The sequence below is a fragment of the Butyrivibrio sp. LC3010 genome (assembly GCF_000424385.1).
GTDB lineage: Bacteria > Bacillota > Clostridia > Lachnospirales > Lachnospiraceae > Butyrivibrio.
In genome coordinates, this window is record NZ_AUJU01000011.1 from 80160 (window position 1) to 104621 (window position 24462).

General features: G+C 40.1%; 15 protein-coding genes. All 15 read right to left on the reverse strand.

All coding sequences use genetic code 11. The annotated features are described in order from the left end of the window. Nucleotides 1-189: 189 nt before the first annotated feature. Nucleotides 190-3816 carry an endo-1,4-beta-xylanase gene (locus tag G622_RS26510; RefSeq protein ID WP_049945778.1) on the reverse strand — a complete coding sequence of 1209 codons (3627 nt, stop codon included), beginning with the start codon at nt 3814-3816 and terminating at the stop codon, nt 190-192. A 473-nt stretch (nt 3817-4289) separates the two neighbouring features. Then, complete coding sequence (locus G622_RS25710) at nt 4290-4910, reverse strand: hypothetical protein (protein ID WP_049945779.1); 621 nt, start codon at nt 4908-4910, stop codon at nt 4290-4292. Between the two features lie 18 nt (nt 4911-4928). Next, complete coding sequence (locus G622_RS0109860) at nt 4929-6107, reverse strand: acetyl-CoA C-acetyltransferase (RefSeq protein WP_026510580.1); 1179 nt, start codon at nt 6105-6107, stop codon at nt 4929-4931. Between the two features lie 159 nt (nt 6108-6266). Beyond that, nucleotides 6267-8576 (reverse strand): glycogen/starch/alpha-glucan phosphorylase, encoded by a 2310-nt coding sequence (locus G622_RS0109865; protein WP_196814198.1) that lies wholly within the window; start codon nt 8574-8576, stop codon nt 6267-6269. A gap of 342 nt (nt 8577-8918) precedes the next feature. Then, nucleotides 8919-9908 carry a LacI family DNA-binding transcriptional regulator gene (locus tag G622_RS0109870; protein ID WP_026510582.1) on the reverse strand — a complete coding sequence of 330 codons (990 nt, stop codon included), beginning with the start codon at nt 9906-9908 and terminating at the stop codon, nt 8919-8921. A gap of 240 nt (nt 9909-10148) precedes the next feature. Further along, nucleotides 10149-11174, reverse strand: coding sequence for an SH3 domain-containing protein (locus G622_RS24590; protein WP_049945780.1), 1026 nt, complete (start codon nt 11172-11174; stop codon nt 10149-10151). A 191-nt stretch (nt 11175-11365) separates the two neighbouring features. After that, nucleotides 11366-11962 (reverse strand): VanZ family protein, encoded by a 597-nt coding sequence (locus G622_RS24595; protein WP_049945781.1) that lies wholly within the window; start codon nt 11960-11962, stop codon nt 11366-11368. Further along, the gene (locus G622_RS0109885; protein WP_026510583.1) at nt 11959-13596 is read right to left on the reverse strand and encodes an FxLYD domain-containing protein; all 1638 of its coding nucleotides are present in this window, start codon (nt 13594-13596) and stop codon (nt 11959-11961) included. The genes G622_RS24595 and G622_RS0109885 overlap by 4 nt, the downstream gene beginning before the upstream one ends. Nucleotides 13597-13967: 371 nt before the next feature. Beyond that, a complete protein-coding gene (locus G622_RS0109890) occupies nt 13968-15167 on the reverse strand; it encodes a FecR domain-containing protein (protein WP_026510584.1) in 1200 nt (399 codons plus the stop codon). Nucleotides 15168-15367: 200 nt separating this feature from the next. Continuing rightward, nucleotides 15368-19024 carry a DEAD/DEAH box helicase gene (locus G622_RS22460; RefSeq protein WP_049945782.1) on the reverse strand — a complete coding sequence of 1219 codons (3657 nt, stop codon included), beginning with the start codon at nt 19022-19024 and terminating at the stop codon, nt 15368-15370. Between the two features lie 129 nt (nt 19025-19153). Next, the gene (gene amrS / locus G622_RS0109900) at nt 19154-20026 is read right to left on the reverse strand and encodes an AmmeMemoRadiSam system radical SAM enzyme (protein WP_081675260.1); all 873 of its coding nucleotides are present in this window, start codon (nt 20024-20026) and stop codon (nt 19154-19156) included. A 17-nt stretch (nt 20027-20043) separates the two neighbouring features. After that, nucleotides 20044-21183 carry an SGNH/GDSL hydrolase family protein gene (locus G622_RS0109905; protein ID WP_026510586.1) on the reverse strand — a complete coding sequence of 380 codons (1140 nt, stop codon included), beginning with the start codon at nt 21181-21183 and terminating at the stop codon, nt 20044-20046. 172 nt (nt 21184-21355) lie between these two features. Next, nucleotides 21356-22021 carry a DNA/RNA nuclease SfsA gene (gene sfsA / locus G622_RS0109910; protein WP_026510587.1) on the reverse strand — a complete coding sequence of 222 codons (666 nt, stop codon included), beginning with the start codon at nt 22019-22021 and terminating at the stop codon, nt 21356-21358. A gap of 247 nt (nt 22022-22268) precedes the next feature. After that, nucleotides 22269-23018, reverse strand: a complete 750-nt coding sequence (locus tag G622_RS0109915; protein ID WP_026510588.1) for a nucleoside/nucleotide kinase family protein — start codon at nt 23016-23018, stop codon at nt 22269-22271. A 101-nt stretch (nt 23019-23119) separates the two neighbouring features. After that, a complete protein-coding gene (locus G622_RS0109920) occupies nt 23120-24046 on the reverse strand; it encodes an AAA family ATPase (RefSeq protein ID WP_026510589.1) in 927 nt (308 codons plus the stop codon). Nucleotides 24047-24462 lie beyond the last annotated feature (416 nt).

Genomic DNA, 24462 nt, shown 5'->3' on the forward strand with positions numbered 1-24462 from the left:
GTTTTCAGGTAGGAGATTTCTTATTACTATTTATATGTCATATGTTAGCATGTGCTAACAATGCTATCTTAATATATCTTTTAAAATAATGCAAGCACTTTTTATGAATTAAATATTTTAATGATAAGGCAAAAGGCTGTGCCCGTATAAAAATCATTACGGTACACAGCCTTTATAAAGCTCATTTAATTAGTTAAATGAATATCCTATTGTATTTCCGATTGTTCCGTCACCAAGAACACCAAACTCAATACTCTGTCCATTAGATATATATGCGTTCCAGTCAACAGGTGTTATAACGTAATAATCACCATCTTCTGTCACATTTATATTCCAGCTTGAACCGATTGTAATATCACTCTTACTAAGCTTAAGTGTCCAGGCATTAACATCAGCGCCTGTGTTATTGGATACCTTGAAGCTAACCTGATAGCCACTTCCCCAGCTGTTAATGCTGTAATCAAGAGCAAGTCCATCTGTTGAAGGTATCTGCGGCTGAGGATCTTCCGGAGCCGGTTCAGGTTCAGGATCAGCAGGTTCGGGATTTACCGGCTCGGGAGCAGGATTCTCAGGCTCAGGATTCTGATTTTCTGAATTGCCCTGACCTGCGTTATTTCCCTGATTCTCATCATCGCCAGTCTTCTCAAACTGCCACTGCTGATTAGGATTGCCATAATATGTCCACTGACATACATTTGTTCCATCAGTAGTCTTGTGCTCATATACATCCAGATTCTTTGTTCCGTTTGAAGCCTTGGTAGCTATTGTGTAAATGCCATCATTATCTGTTTTCCTAACTATAAACTTCTGAGCATCTCCACCATAGCCCTGATAGATTCCGATGTTTGCGCCATCTTCGTCTTCACCGTTTGCCACATCAAGCATCACATTTCCGAGCTTACTTGTAAGTGTGATATAACCGTCATCAGTGTTGGTTACATACCACTTCTGCCCGTCAACTCCGGTTCCTGTACTTATAAGTACATTCACCCAACCATCAGCGGTATTGCCTTCAACAGTAAGATACTTTTGTGAAAGTGTATTCTTAAGATAATACCAGCCATTTTCAATGTATGCTCCATCATGTGTATCTGCAGGATTTTGAGGTTCATCATTCTGAGGATCTTCAGCTGCAGGATCATCATTCTGAGGATCACCTGAAGGCTGAGGTGTCGGCAAAGGAGCCGGTGTATATACTGTTGTAGGTGTTCCGAATGTCTCGGTATATGCCTGAATTACTTTATCAAAAGCAGGCTTCTTGGTAGTAGGTGTACTGAAAAGAAGCGGCTTTGCATTGTCAATCCAGGTAACCTGATCAGAAAGTCCCCACCAGGTAATGCTTGTAATCTTTCCGCCATTCTTCTTGAGTGCATTTATGTTCTTATACAGATTGTAAGCATAGTTTGCAAGATCCTGATCGTTCTTGTTGGTGATATCCATCTCAGTGATCTGTACTTCGAATCCTGCATTTAAGAAGGACTTAAGAGCCTGTGTGTAATAATCAACAGAAGGATAGTTAGTTCCAAGGTGTGACTGCATTCCAACACCGGAGCACATTTTTCTGTCAGAGTTAATGTAGTTCACAAGCTTGATAATGTTGTTAACTTCCATGTAAGTGTTGTAATCATTATAGAAAAGACTTACGGAATCAGTTAACTTAAAGTAATCAAGTGTCTGATATGCATAAGTGAAAGCTTTTTTTACATAAGAAGCATTGGTTCTGTTGTTGCCGTAAACTGCTTCCCAGCCAGAGTTATTGGCATGCATAACTTCATTTGCAATATCCCATGCATATACTACGCTGCCGTACTCACTAAGATATACGTGGTTCATTACTGTCTTTACATACATCTCAAGACGGGCATCCATTGTATCACTGTTTACAAATCCGCCATTTCCTGCATAGCCGTTTCTGAAGAACCATGAAGGAGTCTGTGAATGCCATACAAGTGTATGGGCTCTCATTCTAAGGCCGTTGTTGTAGCAGATTTTCATAACTTCATCAACTGTATTGAAGTTGATCTGAGGAACATACTGTTCTTTGTAATTATCCGGAATATAGTATCCTCTGTTCTTAGCATCGCTTACTGAGATGAGTCTTGCTGAGCCTCCAAGAAGTGCATCGGGCTTCATCTCATTTTCAAGTGTGATACTGTTGTAATTCTTCTTGATAAGATCAAGAGTATTGGCATCTCTAAGCTGATACAAATTAATGCAGGTGCCTGAGTAACCATATTGCTGGCCATAGGTGTTAAGGAGTGTCAGGTCTGAAGGATTGAGTGCCTGTCCGCCACCCTGATTGCCCTGCTGGTTACCACCCTGAGACTGGCCCTGGCCTTGTCCGCCTGCTGTCTCTCCCTGTGCAGCAGCTTTCCAGTAATCGAATTCAAAACTTCCATTTAATACAAAGCAAAGGTTCTTAACACCCGTGACATTTTTCATTGAACCTGTAAACTCAGTATTTTTATTATTTGTATTTGCGAGCTTGATTGTTCCAAGGAGATTGCCCTTAGGATTGCCTTCTCTTACTTCAATCGTGCCTGCGTCCCTGCTGTTGACACTGACTGTTATGGAACCAAGTCCTTTTGAGAAGTTCACTCCCTTAACCTTGGTATAATCACCTCTGTCCACATGGTCAACCCATGCCACACCGTCGCCATTACCTGATACACCTATTCCGCTCTGAGTAAATAATGTCTCAGCCTGCACAACAGAATAAGGATCAACATAAGAGGTCTGAGTGGGACCTGCCATCGTAGGTGTAAGTGGATTGATCCTACCATTTGATACGCTAAGCTTATCGATCTGGGTTGTTCTATAGCCAAGACTCTTACCTATAAGCTTTGACTCAACGGATCTTGTATGATAAGCCATGTAGTAATTGCCGCCAAACTCAAATATAGCGTGATGGTTATTACCTGTAGAGCCATTAAAGAACACTCCGGGATTTTTCATAACTTCGCCCTGATAGGAAAAAGGTCCCATGGGGCTGTTACTTGTCATATACTCAATAGCTGCATTGTTAAAGCCATTCTTGCAGTTCCAGTTTGAGCAGTATGAATAGTAATATTTATTCCCAATCTTGTTGATTCCTGAATCTTCAAATAGGTAGGGTGCATCAATTGTGGCAGCAGAGCCTGACACACTGGTCATATCTGCGCCAAGCTTAATTACTCTTGCTGTCTTTGGATGCTCGAACTGATTGTTCGGTATTCCACCACCAAAATACAGATATCCTGTGCCGTCAGCATCCACAAGTACAGCAGGGTCGAACATCCATGTAACTCCGCTACAACCGGGTGTTGCTCCGGTAATCAATGCTTTTCCTATAGGGTCCTTCCAGGGACCTGTAGGACTGTCAGCTGTAAGTACACCGATTCCGCTTCCATTATTTGCAAAGTATAAGAAGAACTTGTCCTTACCATTTATCTTCTTAGTTGCAATACATGGTGCCCAGGAATTCTTTGCCCATTTTGCAGCTCCGCTTCCTCCGGCAATTTTGAAAGTACCATGATCTGTCCAGTTAACCAGATCTTTGGAAGAATAACAGTTTAAGGTGTCAATCTTCCCATAGGTGTTCTCGTTATTGCCTGCCAGTTCCTGAGAATCGTTGGTAGCGTAGATGTACACTGTGTCATCATAGACCAACACCCCGGGATCTGCGCCGTAGTTCTGTGAAACTACAGGATTGTTCTCATTGTCCCCCTTAACATAAGAACCATTCACCACGTCGGCAGCCAGCGAACTTGTGCCGTTTCCTATGATCAGCCCTGCAGCCATCATAAGAGACATTAACATTGTTAAATTTTTCTTCATTCCTTCCCCTTTCTTTTTTCCTCCACATGCCGTTGCAGGTAGCATGTTTACTAGTGTTAAACCATTCTAGCAACAAAAAGGAGTTAAGCACTTATCAAATATTGCATCAATTTAACTAATTATTGCGGGCTTTATTTATTATTTTTATGCAGTTTTGTTATTTCTATTATTTCTCTTGGGATCAGTATGTGCAGATTTGCATTTATTATTGAAGATACATGTATATTTATGGGTATTTTTACCATAATATAAGCATGAAGCCCGGTGGTATCTGACGCTTTTTCTGTTTTTGCTTTTTGCGGTAGTGTTTTGCTGGCACTGGACTCTATGATATATATTAGAATGTCAAAACTTAGTAGTCAATGATACATTCCCATGCAAAAAAGAAGTTGTGAAAAATAAAATCATTCTTCACAACCCCTTTTCATGCATAATAACCCAATTTCATTTAAACAATGTAATTGAGAAAAACACTAATGATTTAAATTCCCAAAAAACGCATCCCCGGAACCGTCAGTCCCTCCGTTTCTGCCGCCATAGCCATCATCAAAATCCTCCCCGTCTTCGCCGAAGTCATCATCTTCATCATCTTCGTCTTCGTCAAAGTCGTCATCATCATCAAAGTCTTCGTCCGAATCATCATCATAATCCTCATCGTCGAAGCCTTCATCTTCGAACTCATCATCTTCGTCATCTTCGTCTTCGTCATCATCTGAATCGTCTTCTTCAAAATCATACTCGTCATCGTAGTCATCCAGATCATCATATTCATATTCCTGATTATAGTATCCTTCAGCCTCCAGACGATCCCTGACATCTTTATCAAAGTCGAGTTCAAAATCATTAGGATCTATGCCGGCATCTTCAAGCATTGCACGCCTCTCATCCTCATCTGCTCTCAAGAAGTCATCAAAATCAAGCCCTGCATTGCAGACAGTTTCAACAAGTTCAGCGTCCACATACACGGTAAAATCTGCACCATCACCATCAAAATCATCATCAACATAAGGAAGATCTTCCGGAAAAATGGAATACATTTTGCCGTTTTCATCAAAATCAAAGGGACCAAAGCCTCTTCCAAGATTAACGTTCATAATACCTCGCTAAGTGTTTTACCTTTCTACGATAGCAGCGGCACCCATTCCGCCACCTACACAGAGTGTTGCAAGTCCTTTCTTGGCATCTCGTCTCTGCATCTCATATAGAAGGGTAACAAGAATACGACATCCTGAGCATCCAACAGGGTGTCCAAGTGCAATTGCTCCACCGTTTACATTGAGCTTGCTAAGGTCGAATCCAAGGTCCTTGCCAACTGCTACAGACTGAGCTGCAAAAGCTTCATTTGCCTCAATAAGATCGAAGTCTGAAATCTGGTATCCAACCTTAGCCATTGTCTTCTTGGTAGCTGCAACGGGACCGATACCCATGATTCTGGGCTCAACACCTGCAAGCTCACCGGCAATCCAGGTAGCCATAGGCTTAATGCCAAGTTCCTTAGCCTTCTCTTCACTCATGACTACGATAGCTGCAGCACCGTCATTGATTCCTGAAGAGTTTGCGGCTGTTACCATACCGTCCTTCTTAAATGCAGGACGAAGTTTTGAAATACTCTCCTTTGTTACGCCTGCTCTGGGGCCTTCATCCTTGTTAAAAATAACTGTTCCTTTTTTAGTAGTAATTTCAACAGGAACTATCTCCTCGTCAAACACGCCATTTGCCTGTGCTCTCTCGCACTTCTGCTGGCTGTTTGCAGCAAACTCATCAAGCTCATCCCTTGTGAGTCCCCACTGCTCACAGATATTCTCAGCTGTAATTCCCATATGGAATCCGCCAAAAGCATCTGTAAGAGCATCTTTTATCATAGTATCGATAAGTTCGCCGTTGTTCATTCTATAACCAAATCTTGCATTCTGAAGAGCATAGGGCGCACGGGACATATTCTCAGTACCGCCTGCAACTATGATATCAGCATCTCCCATTGAAATAAGCTTTGCTGCAAGGTTTACGCAATGAAGACCTGATCCGCAAAGAACATTGATAGTGGTAGCCGGAACCTCAACCGGTATTCCGGCGTTAACTGCTGCCTGACGTGCTACATTCTGACCGGTACCTGCCTGAATTACGCACCCCATATATACTTCGTCAACCTGCTCGGGTTTTACACCGGAGCGCTTTAATGCTTCCTTAATAACTATTGTTCCAAGATCCGGAGCTGAGATGTCCTTAAGAGCACCTCCCATAACACCAATTGCTGTTCTGCAAGCTCCTGCTAAAACTACTTTACGTGCCATGCTTTTTTATTCCTCCTTAAAATTGTAAATTTAATTTAAGAATATTTTACCAAAGAGAAAGCTCACCCTCAATAAGCTTTATCCTTATGGACATTATATGTCAAAAAGGCCGCCGCACTAATTAGTGCGACAGCCTCCAATAGAAGATTCATAATAATTTTAGTTGAGCTTCCAGATATCTCTGTTGTACTCTTCAATAGTTCTGTCAGATGAGAAGAAGCCGGCCTTAGCAATGTTAGTAAGCATCATCTTCTTCCACTTATCACGATTCTCGTAATCAGCGAAAATAAGATCCTTCTCTCTGATGTAGTCCTCAAGGTCAATAAGAGTCATGAACCAGTCCTTATTAAGAAGCTCGTCCTGGAGACGCTTAAGATTTTCCTTGTGTCCTACTGCAAGGCACTGCTTGGAAGTGATGAAATCTACAGCTTCCTTGATAACCTTGCTCTTTTTGTAATAATCTTTTGAAACATAATCAGCCTTCTTGTAATGAGTAATAACCTCATCAGCGCTGATACCGAAAATGTAAATGTTGTCATCACCAACAAGGTCGTGAATCTCAACGTTTGCACCGTCGTCTGTACCAAGTGTAATTGCACCGTTTAGCATGAACTTCATGTTACTTGTACCTGAAGCTTCCTTGGATGCAAGTGAAATCTGCTCTGAAACATCACATGCAGGGATAAGCTTCTCAGCATAACTAACATTGTAGTTCTCTACCATGATAACCTTCATGTAAGGTGATACATCGGGATCATTATTAACGATCTCCTGCAGGCAGAGAAGTAAGTGTATGATATCCTGTGCAATAACATATGCAGGTGCTGCCTTTGCTCCGAAGATAAATGTAATCGGACGAACAGGCTTTTTACCACCCTTGATCTCCAGGTACTTATGGATGATGTAAAGAGCGTTCATCTGCTGACGCTTATACTCGTGAAGTCTCTTAACCTGAATGTCAAAGATAGACTCTGTATCTACTTCTACACCCTCGTGCTTCTTAAGGTAATCTGCAAGCTCTACCTTCTTCTGATGCTTAATATCAGCGATCTTATCAAGCACTGCCTGATCATTCTCATGCTTTAAGAGATCCTCAAGTCTGTTGGCATCCTTCTTGAAGCCATCACCAATAGTTTCTGAAAGGAATTCAGTGAGTGGATGGTTACATGACATAAGCCATCTTCTGAAAGTTACGCCGTTTGTCTTGTTGTTGAACTTTTCAGGATAAAGCTTGTAAAAATCATTAAGCTCTGAGTTCTTCAAAATATCTGTATGGATAGCTGCAACGCCGTTTACTGAGAAGCCATAGTGAATATCAATAAACGCCATATGAACTTTCTTATCCTTATCGATTATCTGAACTGCAGGATCCTTAACCTTAGCACGGATTCTCTTGTCAAGCTCCTTGATATACGGAACAAGCTGAGGTACAACCTTTTCAAGGTACTTAAGTGGCCATGTCTCAAGCGCCTCTGCAAGGATTGTGTGGTTTGTGTAAGCGCAGGTCTTTGATACAACATCGATGGCATCATCCATAGAGAATGCCTTCTCTTCTACAAGAATTCTGATAAGCTCAGGAATGATCATTGTAGGATGGGTATCATTGATCTGGATAACAACATGCTTATTGAGCTCTCTTAAGTCATACTGACGTTCCTTCTGCTCTCTCAGAATAAGTTGAGCTGCATTGCTTACAAGGAAATACTCCTGGTAAATTCTAAGAAGATTACCTGCCTCATCTGAATCATCAGGATAGAGGAAAAGTGTAAGGTTCTTCTCAATCGCTTTCTTATCAAATGTAATTCCCTTTTTAACAAGGCTCTCATCAACTGTCTCAACATCGAAAAGTCTAAGCTTGTTAACTCCTGTGTCATAACCTACAACATTCATGTTGTAAAGTCTTGAAACAACCTTCTTCTTACCGAAGTTTACTTCGAAAGTAGTGTCCGTCTTCTCAAGCCATGACTCCTTCTCAATCCATGCATCCTTCTCAGCTGTCTGAAGGTTATCCTTAAATACCTGTCTGAAAAGACCGAAGTGGTAATTAAGACCGATACCCTCGCCTGCAAGTCCTAAGGTTGCGATAGAATCAAGGAAGCATGCTGCAAGTCTGCCAAGGCCACCGTTACCAAGTGAAGGCTCCGGCTCGCACTCCTCGATCTCTGCAAGATTCTTGCCATTCTTATTAAGAATCTCATTTACTTTGTCATAAACCCTGAGGTTTATAAGGTTGTTCGACAGAAGCTTTCCAATAAGGAACTCCATCGATATATAGTATATTTTCTTCTCTCCCCCATCAATTTGAGCTGAATTCATCAGACGACTGGAATAATCAAGAAGAACAACATAGGTCTCCTGATTACTAAGGTCCTTAAGGTCTTTTCCAAACTTTTCTTTGGAAATGTCACTAAGAGCTTCCTCCATATTTGTTACCAGAACATCCTGCTCTAAATTAGTGTGCTGACTCATTAATTCCTTCCTTTCAAATTATTGACTATACCGTTTTTTTGCATTTCGCAGAAAACGTTTTCTCATGAACTGAAAATATCATATCACATGAAAACGTTTTCCGCAAGAGGAAATTTTATAGCTAAATATTATTAGATTCCTGTTTTTCCTCAGAAAAACGGGAATCGTATTGGACCAGGTCCTCGCAAAGCGAGGGGCGTGTCCTGCCGAAGGCAGGATTTTTGCGGGCGATTTCCGCTTTTGCCCACAAAAAGTCACTAATTCTTGCTTCTTTTTATATGAACAAAAAACGACATCAGGCAATTCCTAATGTCGTTTACAATTCATATTTGCACTGTATGTTTAGCAGATGATATCTTCATATTTCATTCTGACAAGTTTGTGGGGAAGGCGTACATTTCTGCCTGTAGATCCGCTTAAGAGTCTGTTCAGTTCACATACTGCCTCAGCAGAAACATTGGCAAAATCCTGCTTTACTGTGTTCATCTGTTTTCCTACATATCCCATCAGGATAATGCCATCGAAGCCACAGACAGGACGGAAAATATCCATATCCATGAGGGCTTTCATGGCTCCAATTGCCATCAGATCTGAACCGCAGACTACTATATCTTTATTTTTTGCATAGCGAAGTGCTATATTTCTGGCTTTTAATTCGGAAAAATCTCCGTTCCTTATAAAAAGCTTCAGCTTTTTCTTTTTGGATAAATCTTCCATGGCACGGATTTTTTCCTCGGTAACAAAGCTGTTTCTCATTCCGGCAATGTACAGGATCTTATTTCCGGTGTTTTCACTAATAGTCTTCCAGGCTACGTCATACTGTGCCTGGTAGTGGTCAATACCGATAGCTGATGTATTTTCATTTACATAGGGATTATCTACGACGACAATTTTGAAGGTCTGTGATTCTATGAGTTTTTGCAGGACTTTGTCATCATTGTCCATACCAAAGATAACAATTCCGCTTATGCTCTGGGAAGTAAAATATCTTGTCATTTCTTCAAGATTCATTTTTTCTATAACAGAGTAGAATACCGTGATGCAATCAAGCTGTTTCTCCCTTGCCATTCCAAGTGCACCTGAAATATACTGCATGTCTATCTCGTCGATCGCCTGGGTCTTCATGTTAAGCTTAAGAAGAAGCGCAATCCTTCCGGAGCGTTTTGATGAAAGTGCTGCTGCAACCTGATTAGGCACAAAATTGAGGCGTTCCACCGCCTCTGTCACTTTCTTTTTAGTTGACTCACTTACATATGGGTAATTATTTAAGACCTTGGATACTGTTGAAATGGCAACCCCTGCTTCCTTTGCCACATCCCTGATTGATACCATCGATATGCCTCACAATTAATTTGAATTTAGATTTTATCATGAAAGCCCATGAACTACGACTTTCACAAAATTAGTTTATCAGATAAATCAGTAAATTAAAAGAGACCTGATTCACTAATAACCTTAATTGACAGTTTTCATAGTTATAAAAAACACTGCATATCGGTAATAGTTTTCGGGTCTCTTTAATATTTTTATGGAACTTCCTGCATTTAAACAGGAAAAAATTCCTATTCTGTTTTAAATAGTATCAAATGTAGCAATCTTAGCAGATGCAACCTGATTCATGTAATATTTGTAGAGTGATTTGTAGGTGTCACTGTTATAGTGAAGTCCGTCACCTGTTGAAAATCCATTATTCTGAAGGTATGAATAACCATCAAGCCATCCGATTCTGTCATCAAGACCTGCCTTAAGTTCCTTATTAAAGCTCTCAATGTCATCATTAGTGATTGTAGGATAATCGCTTACAGGTGTTACAGCTGCGTAATAAACAGTTGCGCCGGAATCTATCCAGGAATCAACCTTGTCATTAACAAGATCGATGTATTTCTCTACATTATATAAATCATTAACACCATAGTTGATAATGATTACGCTTCCCTCGCCGACATTCTTATCTATCTGGGGAATAGCTTCGTTAGAAAAGAAATTGTAGCCCTCTCCAACCTTGGCAATCCATTCATTTTCATCCTTATCAACTGCCTGGCTCATCTGAACCGTGCGGGAATCTCCTGCAAAAATGTATTCAGTACCGGGTTCTGCTTCCTGAAGATAGTCGCAGTTCACATAACCGACCTCATCTCCTATCATGACCTGATACCATCCATTATCAGTTTTTCCGAGGCATTTGACTTTAGTATCTCTCTGTATCTGCCCCACCTTATCAAAATCTTTACCTGCTCCGCTTCTTATATTAACCTTCTCTGTGGTATACAGATTCTTTTCATCCTCAAAGACTGTGATCTTATATTCTGTTACGCTGGAATTCTCTTCAGTAAGATTGATAGCCTTTTTACTGTCAGAGTTATATGTGTTATTTATCACTTTTGTGGTATTAACAATTTCTCTGGCTCCTGCCATCTGCTTATCAGCTGTAACTTCCACCTTTTCTGCTTTTACGAGGGATGTCATATGTCTATCCATCTGAAAAGCTGCATATTCAGCTATGAGCACTGCTATCAAAAGAAGTGATACGGCGAGAATGATCCTCTTTACCGGAGCTATACTCTTAATTTTTGTGTTCCTGCTACCTGTCATTTTCATATTCAGAATACTCCTTGATTAAAAACGGAGAAACAAGTTTATAAGGTTACAGATTATCTTGAACATCATTTATCATGCAAATATTACTTATCATTAAGAATGCTTTCTATATGATAAATAAGGGAGCTTCTTGCTCCCCATAGTTCGAGATATTACTCCTTTTTTACAATCTCGTCAAGTTTTTGTAACATTTATTTTTTATTCTTCCTTATAATCTTGTGGAATATCAGGTAGAGTACCCATAGAATTCCCCAAATTATCCAGCCTATAGCTCCTCCCAGAGTATTTGTTACAATATCATCAACCTCTGCAAATCCCAGCTTTAAAAAAAATTGCGTATTTTCAATAAAGCATGATAAAAATGCACAGGTAATCACACAGATCAGAGGATTTCTGAAAATCCTGAAAGCTCCCGGAAGCAGCATTCCCATTGGAATAAACATGATTATGTTTTCAATAAAAAGTGCTTTCCTTAATGTAGTAGTCCCCCATGAGGACCACAGATGGAGATTTACTCCGTCAAACTGTCCCGGCTCTCTGCTCATGAAAACTATAAACAATAAAGCTGTAAGATATATCAGAAGGGCAAAAACTGCCGTGGCATGTCCAAGGCTCAGACTCCTCTTTTTATTTATTATTTTATGTATAATTGCATATAACAAATAGATTGCCCCATAAACAAGGGCAATTGCTAATCCTACATGCGTATATTTTGTCATTCGCTGTATATCGGAAAGAATTCTTCTTATGAGTGCTTCATTCTCCCCAATTATTTCCAAAAGTATCATTTTTTATTAACAACTTCCCTGGCATATATCACACACTGTACAATATTTGAACGCTGTTCCCTGGTAAGGATATAGCTTACGCCAAAGTTTTTCTTTGCTCCTTTGTAAAAATCGGTAATAGAGTCAGCCCCGGCCGCAATAGCATTGCCTCTGCGGTCAAGTGCAATTACCGTCACCGGTACATAATCCACGTTTTCATCTGACGAGTTGGTCACATCAGCAGAAAGTGTAAAATATCCGCTTGCATTGCTTCCATACATAATATTGGCAATATCAAAATCCTTACGTGGATCTCCGATGCATTTTTTCACATCAAGATCGGGCATTATAAAGTATTCATTAACTCTGTAAAGCGAAAGGCCGGGATACTCTGCCTTTTTTGTTGAAGTGCCTTCTGTTGCACTGTCTGATGCTCCTTCATCTGTGCCGTCAGCAGAATCCTCAGACTCTCCCTCTTCAGAAGAATTATCTGCATCTTCCTCTGTCTGGGAACTGCCTTCTGCACCACTTTCAGACTCTGTTTTTTCATCTGAAGAAGCTGCATCTGCTTTTTCACTGTCATCTGCATCAGTCTTCTCACTGTCCTTATCATCGGACTTTTCGGCTGCGGCATCATCAGTGCTGTCTGTTTTGGATGTATTCTCTTTATCATCTGAAGAGCTGTCTTTGTCAGCAGCGTCAGTTTTCTTATCATCCTCACCGCTTTTTCCTGCATCTGAATTACTGTTCTTTTCATCGGCTGATTTATCAGAACTGCTGTCAGAAGTAGATGCTTCCTTTACATCTTCCACGGGTACATTATCCTTGACATTAGCTTTACCCTTGGGAGATGATGTGCTCTCATCATCTGCAGGTAAAAGCTCTGTTCCACCGCTCTTATCACTATCATTAATAGAAGATGTTCCGGCACCCTCTGCAGCAGACATCCTTACCTCTGCGTCCTTGGTAATGGTGAGCGCTGAAGTGGTAAGTCCCTCCTCCATGAGCGCCTTTTCCAGCTCATCTATATCTATGGCATTTACATCCTCGCCATTTGATGAAGACTCTGCGCTGCTGGCTTCTCCGGGATTTGGAGTGTCACCTGTAAGCTCATCCGCTTCAATAGTTACGCTGTCTTCCCTTGTTTTAATATGTCCATAGGGCACATAGAAAAATCCTTTTTCACCGGGCGCAATAACATCCGGTACAGCTCTTACAAAATCATATGAATCCACAACTTCAAGATTTCTGTCCTCTATATTAAATACGGAATCTCTTCCCAGATAAAGATTGCTCTGACCAACATTTTCAATTGTCACAACCGCATGAAAACCTGAGTAAAGCCCGTCATCCTCGTATACAAAATTGGTGCCTGTTATACGATAGTCTATATTCTCGGCAGCATCCTCTCTTATTAAAACAGTACTTCCATCGCCACCGTCCCAATTTTCATTCTCATTATATCTGAATATCCAATTGCCTTCACTATCAAAGTACTTGGAGCTGTCCATGGCCTCTTCCTGGGTAGGCGCTTCATTTACCTGCTCCACCGGCTTGTCAACCGGATTATTCTTTCGATACATATAATAAGCACCGAAAATAAAGCCTCCTAAAAGCGTTACTATCAGTGCAAAAGTTGTTAGTGCGTACTTCATAATGCTCCCCTCATTTATCGACCTATGGATACCGCTTACGGTGAATTCCTCAGATCAAACATTTTTATCATAATTGTTTTGCCCCTACCATTTATGATTTCAATATTATCGTAACAAACATCCACAACGTGTTCAATAATGGTTTTGCTTTTTCGAAATTTCACAGAATAAACACAAACCTGTCACTGTTTCTTACGAATTAAGCTCTATTATAAAGATGTAAATTGAAAGAAGATTATCTCATCCCCCTCATAAGAAAATTTGTCGTGACTAAAGCTGCCGGGTATCGTGGCAATACCCGGCAGTTTTATTTATGCAAATACACTTTCGAGGTCCTTTTGATCCCGGTGGAGCTTACTTACGCAGAGCACTCAGTGATTTTGCTCTCCATCAAGGTAATTCCTTATTACAGTCTGCGCCTGCGGGCTTTGATATTGTATTTTCACCTCCGTGTTTGCTCCATTTATTCCCTCAGTCTTCATACTGCCGGTTTTTATTTCATCGCCTTCGTTATTGCTGCTGCGATTACTGTTGTTCTGATTGTGTGAGCCCTTATGATTTGGTGTTGTATTAGCAGCGCTTTGATTCTGATTTTGTTCATCATTATTTGGTATATTATGTGCTCTCCACTGCTCTACGCTCACATCTTCAGGAATTATCTTTACGTACCCTTCCGTGGTATATAAAACTTTTCCCTCTGAATGATCCTCCAGGAAGTCCATATGCATGGCCTTCTTTTTGTTATCATTTTTCTTTTTGGCAGACTTGTTCGAACTCTTCTGCTCTGTTTTTAATTTGTCTTCAACCTCAGCCTGTGTAAGGCTTCTAAAATCCAGACCGCTCTGCTGGAAAACTGTATTTGCAAGGGTCTTGTCCTTATAGAACTCCTCTAAAACAAATCCCTTAATGTCATTTTTCGTAATGTCCTCAGTTACTATTTTGCAGTCATTTTCTGTTTTTCCGTTCAGATAAAAATCTGCCGACTGTCCTGCCAGCAGGATTACGGTCTTACTTTCGCCCGACCTAAGACTTGTTATCTTGCAATGAAGACTTCCCTCAAGAAGACAGACCCGTGTATGCCTTGCATCCAATACCTCAACCTGGGCGCAGGTTCCCCTGATCGACATAGTCATATTAGATGTTCGAATATTAAAAATCTCATTTTCCTCAAGTGGATTAGTTACATTAAAAAACAGATTTCCGGAATTCAGGAGTACCTCATATTTACCGCTGCGCTTTCTGACCTCTGCCCTGGTGAGGGAATCAAGCTTTACATGCTTGGCACTGTCAAGATTCACATAGGCACTGCTATCTGAAGCCGTTGAGATGGTTGTCCCGTTTGCAAGTCTCATTTTGGAAGTAGCCTGTTTCTTTTTTCCGTTATAGTCGATGACATTTACCGTGCCTGTACCACCCACAAGCCTCATTGCATTTTCGGTTTCATTTTTGGTCTCGGCTACAACCTCGTCTCCTGAAAAGATGATAATAATGAAGAGCGCAACTAAAAGCGCAAGTATCCTTCTACCTGCGCGAGCTGCCTTATATATCGTATAATCGTATACTCCCCTCATAGCGCCACCTTTCCCAAACGCCTTTTCTCTATAATAAATGATACGATATTCTGATAATAAATGGTATTAAATAAATGTTATTTTTTTATAAAGCCGTTTATTCAAAAAAGCTCCAATAGTTGCTCCTTTAATGCAAAAGCATTATCAGTTCTGTATCTTCGTATTAGCATACTTAATCCAATCCGCAGTGGGGAATTATATTAGCCTAGAAGTTCCAGCAACTGTTCTTTTGTCATATTTGTAATGGATTCGCTGTCACCGCTAAGGATTGCATCAGCCAGATCCTTTTTGGCGTTCTGCATTTCAATGATTTTCTCCTCAATAGTATCCTTGGCAATGAGCTTGAAAACAGATACATTTTTCGTCTGCCCTATTCTGTGTGCTCTGTCGGTGGCCTGATTCTGAGCAGCCAGATTCCACCATGGATCATAGTGTATTACAACATCAGCCCCTGTGAGGTTAAGCCCTGTTCCTCCGGCTTTTAGAGAAATCAAAAATAAAGGGATATCATTTTCATTGAAATTGCGGACAAGCTTTATTCTCTCTTCTTTGGAGGTCTGCCCTGTTATCTTGTAATATTCTATGTGCTCTGCTTTTAAATCCTTTTCAAGAAGTTCAAGCATCGATGTAAACTGTGAGAACAGAAGTATCTTGTGCCCGCCGTCGATAGCGCTCTGAACAAGTTCTATGCATGAGAGCCTCTTGGCGGATTCTCCTTTGTAGCCTGCGGTGATAAGCTCAGGGTCGCAGCATATCTGCCTTATCCTTGTGAGCTCTGCCAGAACTTTCAGTCTGTCTTTTCCCGACCTGTAATCCTCACTCTCAAGCACTTTTTTCATATGTGTAACCTGCGCGTCATAAAGCTTTCTCTGCTCACTGTCAAATTTTGAATAACGGATTTCTTCTATCTTATCAGGCAGATCCTTAAGCACATCTCCCTTTAATCTCCTTAAAATAAAAGGTCCTACCATATTCCTAAGCTGTTTGGTTACTGCCTCATCCTTAAATTTTGTTATGGAGGTCTCAAAGTCAGTCTTAAACCTGTCATAGGTGTAGAGAAATCCCGGCATCAGATAATCAAAAATGCTCCAAAGCTCGCTAAGTCTGTTCTCTATAGGCGTTCCTGTAAGAGCAAAGCGATGTCTGCCCTTTATGATTTTAACCGACTTGGAGGCTGCTGCCTGGGCATTTTTTATATACTGAGCTTCATCTATTATCTCATAGTCAAAGGTATGCTTTTCATAATGAGCAATGTCTCTTTTCAAGAGGTCATATGAAGTAACCAGGACCTCCGGAAGAACTTTTTTCGAAAGGAGTTTTTTCCTCTCTGCCTGAGTTCCTGTCACTGTCTGGACTTCAATCGACGGCGCAAACCTTTTAAATTCTTCCTCCCAGTTATACACAAGGGATGCGGGACACACTATGAGAGCCGAAAGCTTCGTCTCTGTCCTTCTTTCTAAATGCTCTTTCCTGTAAAGAAGCATGGCTATAACCTGCAGCGTTTTTCCAAGCCCCATGTCATCAGCCAGAATTCCGCCAAAGCCCAGTTCCGATATCATGGTAAGCCACTTAAATCCATACTTCTGATAGCCCCTTAAAACTCTTTCAAGGCTCTTGGGAACATCGATGTCGGCATCTTTTATGGTGTTAAAATTCCTTACAATGTTTTTGAAATTCTTATCACGGTCTGCAGCTATATCATCATGTTCTTCTAAGAGCTTGTTTATGTAAACTGCTCTATACAACGGAAGATGGAGTTTTCCCTTAGTGAATTCCTTCACCGATACCCCCATGGCCTCCATGGTCATCATCAGCTCCTCCAGGGTATCATCTCTGTCGAGCCTGATGAATTCTCCATTCCTTAATCTGAAAAACTTCTTGTTTTTCCTGTAGCTTTCAAGGAGGTCAAGAAGTTCCTCCTCTGACATTTCCTCAGTAGTTACTTCAAGATTGAGAATGCCGCTATCTACGGAAACACCAAGTCGCACTGAAGGAGTCTTTCTTATCTTGAGCTTTTCAAAATCCTTACTGGCTTTTATTTCGCCATATGCCATAAGGTCTTTTAAGCCTTCACTAAGGAGATCAAAAACATTATCACCGCTTTTTTCACAGAGGAAGGTCTCCCCGTCATCACTGGTAGTCGGAAGGTAGTGCATCAGGGTCTGCACTCCGCTCTGCTCGAAAGTAGTGTCGCGGGATACCGGAAGCGGATAGTCTGAATCCCTTAGTTCATGAAGGAAAATCTCCTCCTCACCATAAGTCGCTGAAACTCTGCCAATAATGTAATCCTCATCGGCATCCATATAAAAACTCAGCTTGCACTCAGGCGGCAGGACGCTCTCCAGTTTTAAATCCTCAGGTTCGATAACTTCTATGTCAGAGGATTCCATCATCTGCGGAAGCAGTCTGTAATAAAACTCTGAGATATTCTTTTCTCCTATGGTGAACTCAGAAAGACCATTATTCGCATTCTCTATTAAAAGCTCCATCATTGGAGATATCTTTTCAAGCCTTGTAAGTGTGCCGGTTTCATTGTCTATGGAATAGTTGTAGTTTTTACCCCTTATAATCAGAGGAACATAAGCTTCTACATAGAGCCCGTTGAACTGCTCTTCAGTTGAAGAAATATACACCTTTGCCTTTACGTTTCCGGATCCTATTTTGATTCTCCTGATCTCACCACCGCCTTCTATCCTGAGCCCGGAGATTTCCAGCATCTCACCATAGGCTATATCATAGAAGGTATCAAGATGCTCAGCTGACAAGTCTATCTCATCAGTAATAACGGAATAATCATCAGAAAAATAGTTTCGTCCCATCCCGTACTTGTTTTGTATATAGTCAGTCTCTTCTTTAACAGCTTCAATTATTGAATAATATTTCTTGGATTTTTCATCAAAATCATTATCCATAAATGAAAGGATATAGCTTTTTCCAAACTTCATGCTCTTATGCTGTTTATGAGCTTCGATAAGTCTTGGAATGCTTTTAAGGACATACAGCTTTTCAATTCCTATCTTGAAGGAAACGGAGAGTTCAGGGTATTTATTATTGTAATTGATACGTATTCTTGGCTGCAGACGAACTATAGGCGCTGCTGTTATTGTGTCCTCAATCTTCTGAATGCTTGTCAGCTTTTTATATCCCTTTAAAATCTTATTTCCAATATAATCCGTATCGTCTCCGGGATTATACTTGGCTATATATTTATCCGCCAAAAGAAGAAGCGCTGTCCTGTGCTCACAGATTTCATCATACATGGAATAGTAAAAGCCATAAGAGCTTTTGGCTCTATGATCATATGTACAAAAGGAGTTCACTATTACAGACTGGGTAAACTCAACTTTTACAAAAATAGTTCTGTTATTCTCATCCCGGGATTTCCCCTCAAATGAAATAGCAAGTTCACCGCCATCAACATCATACCTGGAAGTGTATCTGAGATTTGTCTTTGTTATCGATATCCTATCCTCTTCAACAATCCGGTATGCTTTCTCAATTGTGTGTGGGTCAATCCCACTGTTTTGCATAACCTTCCTTACATTAAAATAAGTCTTGCCCTCACCGGACTCTAATTCATCTTCAGGAACAGAAAGTTCGGAATTCTCTGCTCCCCACTGATACATCACCGCTGCTTCATGTTTACAGAGTCTGCCACTTACACCAATAGGGCAACTGCATGTAAACATCAGATGCCCTATCTTTAGTCCGGCAACGCGAACATTGTATATATGTGTTCCAAGTACCCTTGCCATACAGCCATCTGCCGTCTGAACAAAGCCTTTAACTTTTCCTTTTCTGTAATATTCGATTCCTTTTCTGAGCGTTAACGAGTCAAAATATCTTGTCCAATCCATAGTCTTTCCAATCGTAGTTTATCTTTGTAAATCATTTCGGTTCTTATTCATTGACTTCTTGTGGGCATAAGCGGAATTAGACTGCGAGGCGCTATGACTTTTTGCGGAAAAAAGTGGAAGTCATAGAGTTCAACAATTACCGGTATACACATATTTAAGATTTTCTCCTGCTACATCAGCCAAATGATATACCTGGGATACATCTGTAGGTTCCCTGTCTGTAAGCCTGAACCTTGGAAAAAATCTTGAAATATGTAAAGGTATTTCGTGACCAATATTTTTGCCATCCGCACTCTTTAGCGATGCAATCCATGAGGACAGATTCCGCATTTCCTCATCACTGTCATTTTCCCCCGGAATTATCAGCGTAGTGATTTCCACATGACAATGCTTTACAGCTTCTTCTATAAATTCCATCACCATCTGCCTGCTGCCCTTTATAAAATCACTGTAAAAGGAATCGCTAAAGCTCTTAAGATCGATATTCATGGCATCTATATAGGGAATTATCTCATCAAGCACCTGCCTGTCGGCCATCCCGTTTGACACAAGAACATTTACCATTCCCTTTTCATGAATGAGCCTTGCTGCATCCCTCACATACTCATATCCTACAAGAGGTTCATTATAAGTAAAAGCAACACCTATATTTCCTTTTGATTTATATTCAAAGGCAAGCTCTGACAGATTTTCCGGAGACAGATATTCCGCACTCTCACTAAAACTGTATGCCTGCTCTGACCATGAGATTTCATAATTCTGGCAAAACGGGCATCTTAAGTTACAGCCAAAGCTTCCAACTGAAATAATCTTGCTTCCTGGCATAAATCTTGCCAGTGGCTTTTTTTCAATAGGGTCAAGAGCTATACTTGTTATCTTCCCATAATTAACAGGGACAACTTCTCCGTTAACTGCAGTCCTCACCTTACAAAATCCAAGTGAACCTTCTTCAATTTCACATTGTCTGTAACAAACCCTGCATTTTGCCATAGTCTGTTTCACCTCTTGAGATAGCTGTACTAGTATAGTTCCGAAAGAATATGGTTCCAAATAGCTGTAGTAGGCTTAGGATTGTAATGTATCCCATCCTGAGAGATTTCAATATTATTACTTACATAGGAGTACAGATCGATGACCTTAATTCCATGGGAGCCGGCCCATTCTGTGATCTTCTGATTAAAAGAAATAATATACTGATTAGGATAATTTGTCACATCCCAATCCCCACTTAAATATTCGTCAGCAGTTGGGCCTACAGTGCAGATAACTAGTTTCTTTCCTTTACTTAATATCTCCTCATAAATAATCTTATATGAATCTACATCCTTATTATCATTGCAGCCAAGCCATGAAACTATAGTGTCGAATTCATCCGCTCCATACTGGTTCATTACATCATACATGTAGGTACACACACAGCCATCTCTGGCAAAAACTCTGATGTCACCTGCTTTGTAGTCAAAGATTTCCGTGGCATCCTTATCAAACATGTCCACGGTTCTGGAATCACCTATAAAAAATATCCTGCCGTAATCTGATTGTTGCTGAGGCGAAGCTTGCTCCTGCTGTACTTCTTGTTCCTGCTGTGTTTCTTGATTCTTCTGTGTTTCTTGTTCCTGCTGTGTTTCAGGCTGGAGTTTGGTTTGTTCCTGAACGGGTAATTCATCTTGCTTAGACTGCTCTTCAGACTGAGCTGATGCGTCTGTCTCCTTATTTAAATCAATCTCTTGATTTATATCTGTCCCTTGTTGAAGTTCCTGCCTCGAAGATGTACCGTCTTCCTGCTGAGTTTTTGTACCATGTTGTAAAGAATCATCAGCTTCTTTTCTATCTGTTTTATCAGACTCTTCATCCTGCGGTTCTGTACTATTCTCAGACTTTTGCTTCAAGTCTACTACTTTATCGTTGCCATTTTCTTCATGAGGTTCTGTATTTTGATTTTGCCCGGTTGTTTCCTCTTGATCTATATCTTTTTTAGAATCATTTTCGTCATTAGATGTTGTTATCTCAGATGATTTTTGTGCTGATTCCTTGCTTACTGCCTCATTTTGAACATTCTCTACGATAATTGAATTGGTGGAACTATCTGATTTTCCTCCACACCCGGATAGCATCAGACACGCCAGCATGATAAATAAAATATTTTTTCCTTTTTTCATAATTTCCCTTATTCTATAGTAAACGGCATTGGCTTTTTCCAATGTCTTTTATAAATATCTTTTACTAATAACTTTTACAATATCTTTTACTAATGTCCTTATACTAATGTCCTTTACTAATGTCCTTTGCTATGCTGTGTTTTGTCACTAAAATCAGCATATTTCAGGTTACTTATTTGACCCTTTCATCTACAATTACAATTTCATCTGCCAACACTCTGCACAGATAAAAAATAATTTCCACACCGGCTAGTACTGCATCATTAAATGCTTTTGCAAATTCAGGGTCTGTAACATCATTCGGCAGCACCTCATCAATGCCCTCACCCTGAATTACGAAGGCCACTCTTGCATGATAACCTTCTTTAAGCGCACCCGTTAATTCTCTCAAATGCTTTGCTCCGCGCTCAGTCGAAGCATCAGGAAAATACCCTTTTCCACCGATAAAAAGTGTGCATCCTTTAACCTCCATCAGGTATTTCTCATTCCCCTTTTCCATGTAAAAATCGATTCTGGAATTGCCATATTTATACTCAGGCTTCACCAGATTATAGCTATTTTGAGATAAAAGATACTCCTTAACCACCGCATTTGGTGCCTGTGAATCAATGTTGATAATTCGGCCATCCTTCTCCACAGCAATCAGATCGTATTTCGTTTTTCTATCGGGATTATCTGATTTTTCCAAATAAACATTGCATCCGGGAATAAGCAGCTCTTTGCATCTTCCGGTATTTTTTACATGAACGGTTTCTTCTTTACCACCAATGCTTACTTTTGCTATGAAACGATTTGGTCTTGATATAAAAATTGCTGAAGTTACGTTGTTATATTTCATATAATGCTATTCCCCTTGTTGAAATGAAATGCACAGATACTTCTATTACTAATAACTTTATAATCATCTTATACCAATTTAATTTGAACCGTCTTATACAATTACTATAATCAAAAAGGTTTCACGAGCCACTTCGGTGATAATACAGTTGATACAAGCACCAACATATCTGCAATGCTACAATCACCTTTAGGATCTGCCTTTAACCTCTGCCAGCATATTAAAGACTAAACAAGCAATTACTTCGTCATTTTCTCTGCTCTGGCAGAACGAAGTCTCCATTTTCATTAACACCAAGCATCAAGTCAGCTAAAAGACTCTTATTAAGGCTGAGCCGGACATTAGCCATATCACTGTAGTCCACAAAATGCTCAGCCTTATCTTTTGTATTCCCACTCTTAATTTTCCTGTCAATGAGTCTTGATCTAAGCATATTTTCATCTGCACTTATAAAAATAGTATAGTCAGCTAAATCTTTAAGTTCACGCCATCCATCTTCATTAAGCAGAAGATAATTTCCTTCAATCAAAACTATGTCTTTGTTAATAGTAATAGCATTATCTACCGGATTATGCAGATGCCTGTCATAACACGGCCAACCCACGGTAGATTCCTGCAATATTTTCTCTAAATTCTGCTTTAACAAGTCAAGATCAAAAGTAACAGGTGCACCTTTGATCTCAACCATTTTTACCAATTTTCCATCTCTCTCCACAGAATGTGAAAGCAGATACTCCTGCCTTCTGTGAAAGCCATCCATTCCTATCGCCTGAATATCTGTCAGCTTTTCATCATCCTCCGACAGCTTCTGAAGAAAAGAAGCAAGAGTACTCTTCCCCACACCGGGCGGTGCCGCAAGAAACACAAGAATCCTTCTATTCTTCTCCCTCTGCAGATCAGAAAGCCTCTCTAACAAAGGATGAAAAATATTATCTATTGCATTTTCCGAATAATGGGCATTCACATCAATGCCATTGATATTTACAAAATATTCCATGATAAAACACTTTCTGCCAAAAAGAATTATTTTTCAGCTAAGCTATTTTCCCCAGTTGTAAATTGGTCTTCCCAGTATTTTTTCAACAATTTTCTCTGCTACTAAGCACAAGTCCATCCACAAATCGGTATTTTCATTAATCTGGATCTTATCGCACCTATTGTTCTGCCATGAATCCGCGATATCTCATCAATCCCCAGACCGTTTGCCCATTCATCAAGGAGCTTTCCATCTTCATCATGGCTCCACTCAGAGTAGTCTCTTGCGTTAAGCTTTTTCATATGATAATTATCATCATAAAAATCACATACCAATTTGGTCGCGCGAAGAAGCTTTTCATACATCTTCATACTTATATCAGCTTCATTAGCTTCGCGAATCTTTTCAAGATTAACAAGATATTTGACATCTCTGTTTTCACACATAGGCTCCCGCAAAATGATGTTATCCAAATGCAACTCATCCCACAGAGAGGAATTAAATGGTAAAAAGTCCTCTCTTCGCTTTAGCCCCCATTCCGATACAAAAGCCGGCTTGTCCTCTCTGCACACCTGTGATGGCAATTTGTAAAAATCCCCAACAAGAATTATCTGTTTTTTGCTATGATCCGAAATAACTTCAGTTTTTTTATGCTTACTTATATTCTGAAGTGTCCGAAACACATACTCAAAAACATCAATCCTACACATGCTGATTTCATCAACAATAATGATGTCAGCATCCACTATTTTTCTATCCGGAGCAGCATTGTAACTGCCCACCTTCAATATTCCTGTGGGAATTGAAAACGCTTTACACAAAGCCTCTCCGCCAATACTTTCAGCCGCCATATCAGTAGCGGCACAAACAATAATGTTCTTATTCTTATTTTCTTTAACAAATCTATTTATGAGAAAAGACTTCCCGGTACCTGTAATTCCGGAAAGAAAGACATTGCTGCCAGCGCACATCACCTTCCATGCGTTCTGCTGCTCAACAGATAAAGTGAAGCCATTTTTGTTACTACTATCACGCTGCTCGTAAGACATATGTGCTAGCCTCCTTGTAACAAACTTATAGGATTGGGATTATCGCTTTATATAAAATCGCACATAGTATGTGCATATTCTTGGAAAAATATCTTTCCATTGAATCAGCACACTTTGCATTTATTGTTCATAGATATTCATCATTCCGGAAATAAGAAATGACGTATCATTATGCATCCCAAGATATAAAACTTCCTTGATCGTGTTGATTTCAATCTCATTCTCATCTGTATATTCAGAGCCATTTACAGCATTATACAGACTTTACGTCCACTTCCTATTCTCTTCACTTCCAAAAATGAAATTGAATAATCTGTCCTTATACTCTCCGTTAACAGTTACATTTTTTGAATCACTTGACATTCATTTTCCTCCTGTAAAATCTGTGTATCAGCAGACCATACAGGACTAAGAAA

What these genes read in the sequence shown, in the direction of transcription:
- G622_RS26510 (WP_049945778.1), bottom strand. Translation starts at nt 3,816, where the DNA reads ATGAAGAAAAATTTAACAATGTTAATGTCTCTTATGATGGCTGCAGGG.
- G622_RS25710 (WP_049945779.1), bottom strand. Translation starts at nt 4,910, where the DNA reads ATGAACGTTAATCTTGGAAGAGGCTTTGGTCCCTTTGATTTTGATGAA.
- G622_RS0109860 (WP_026510580.1), bottom strand. Translation starts at nt 6,107, where the DNA reads ATGGCACGTAAAGTAGTTTTAGCAGGAGCTTGCAGAACAGCAATTGGT.
- G622_RS0109865 (WP_196814198.1), bottom strand. Translation starts at nt 8,576, where the DNA reads ATGAGTCAGCACACTAATTTAGAGCAGGATGTTCTGGTAACAAATATG.
- G622_RS0109870 (WP_026510582.1), bottom strand. Translation starts at nt 9,908, where the DNA reads ATGGTATCAATCAGGGATGTGGCAAAGGAAGCAGGGGTTGCCATTTCA.
- G622_RS24590 (WP_049945780.1), bottom strand. Translation starts at nt 11,174, where the DNA reads ATGAAAATGACAGGTAGCAGGAACACAAAAATTAAGAGTATAGCTCCG.
- G622_RS24595 (WP_049945781.1), bottom strand. Translation starts at nt 11,962, where the DNA reads ATGATACTTTTGGAAATAATTGGGGAGAATGAAGCACTCATAAGAAGA.
- G622_RS0109885 (WP_026510583.1), bottom strand. Translation starts at nt 13,596, where the DNA reads ATGAAGTACGCACTAACAACTTTTGCACTGATAGTAACGCTTTTAGGA.
- G622_RS0109890 (WP_026510584.1), bottom strand. Translation starts at nt 15,167, where the DNA reads ATGAGGGGAGTATACGATTATACGATATATAAGGCAGCTCGCGCAGGT.
- G622_RS22460 (WP_049945782.1), bottom strand. Translation starts at nt 19,024, where the DNA reads ATGGATTGGACAAGATATTTTGACTCGTTAACGCTCAGAAAAGGAATC.
- G622_RS0109905 (WP_026510586.1), bottom strand. Translation starts at nt 21,183, where the DNA reads ATGAAAAAAGGAAAAAATATTTTATTTATCATGCTGGCGTGTCTGATG.
- sfsA (WP_026510587.1), bottom strand. Translation starts at nt 22,021, where the DNA reads ATGAAATATAACAACGTAACTTCAGCAATTTTTATATCAAGACCAAAT.
- G622_RS0109915 (WP_026510588.1), bottom strand. Translation starts at nt 23,018, where the DNA reads ATGGAATATTTTGTAAATATCAATGGCATTGATGTGAATGCCCATTAT.
- G622_RS0109920 (WP_026510589.1), bottom strand. Translation starts at nt 24,046, where the DNA reads ATGTCTTACGAGCAGCGTGATAGTAGTAACAAAAATGGCTTCACTTTA.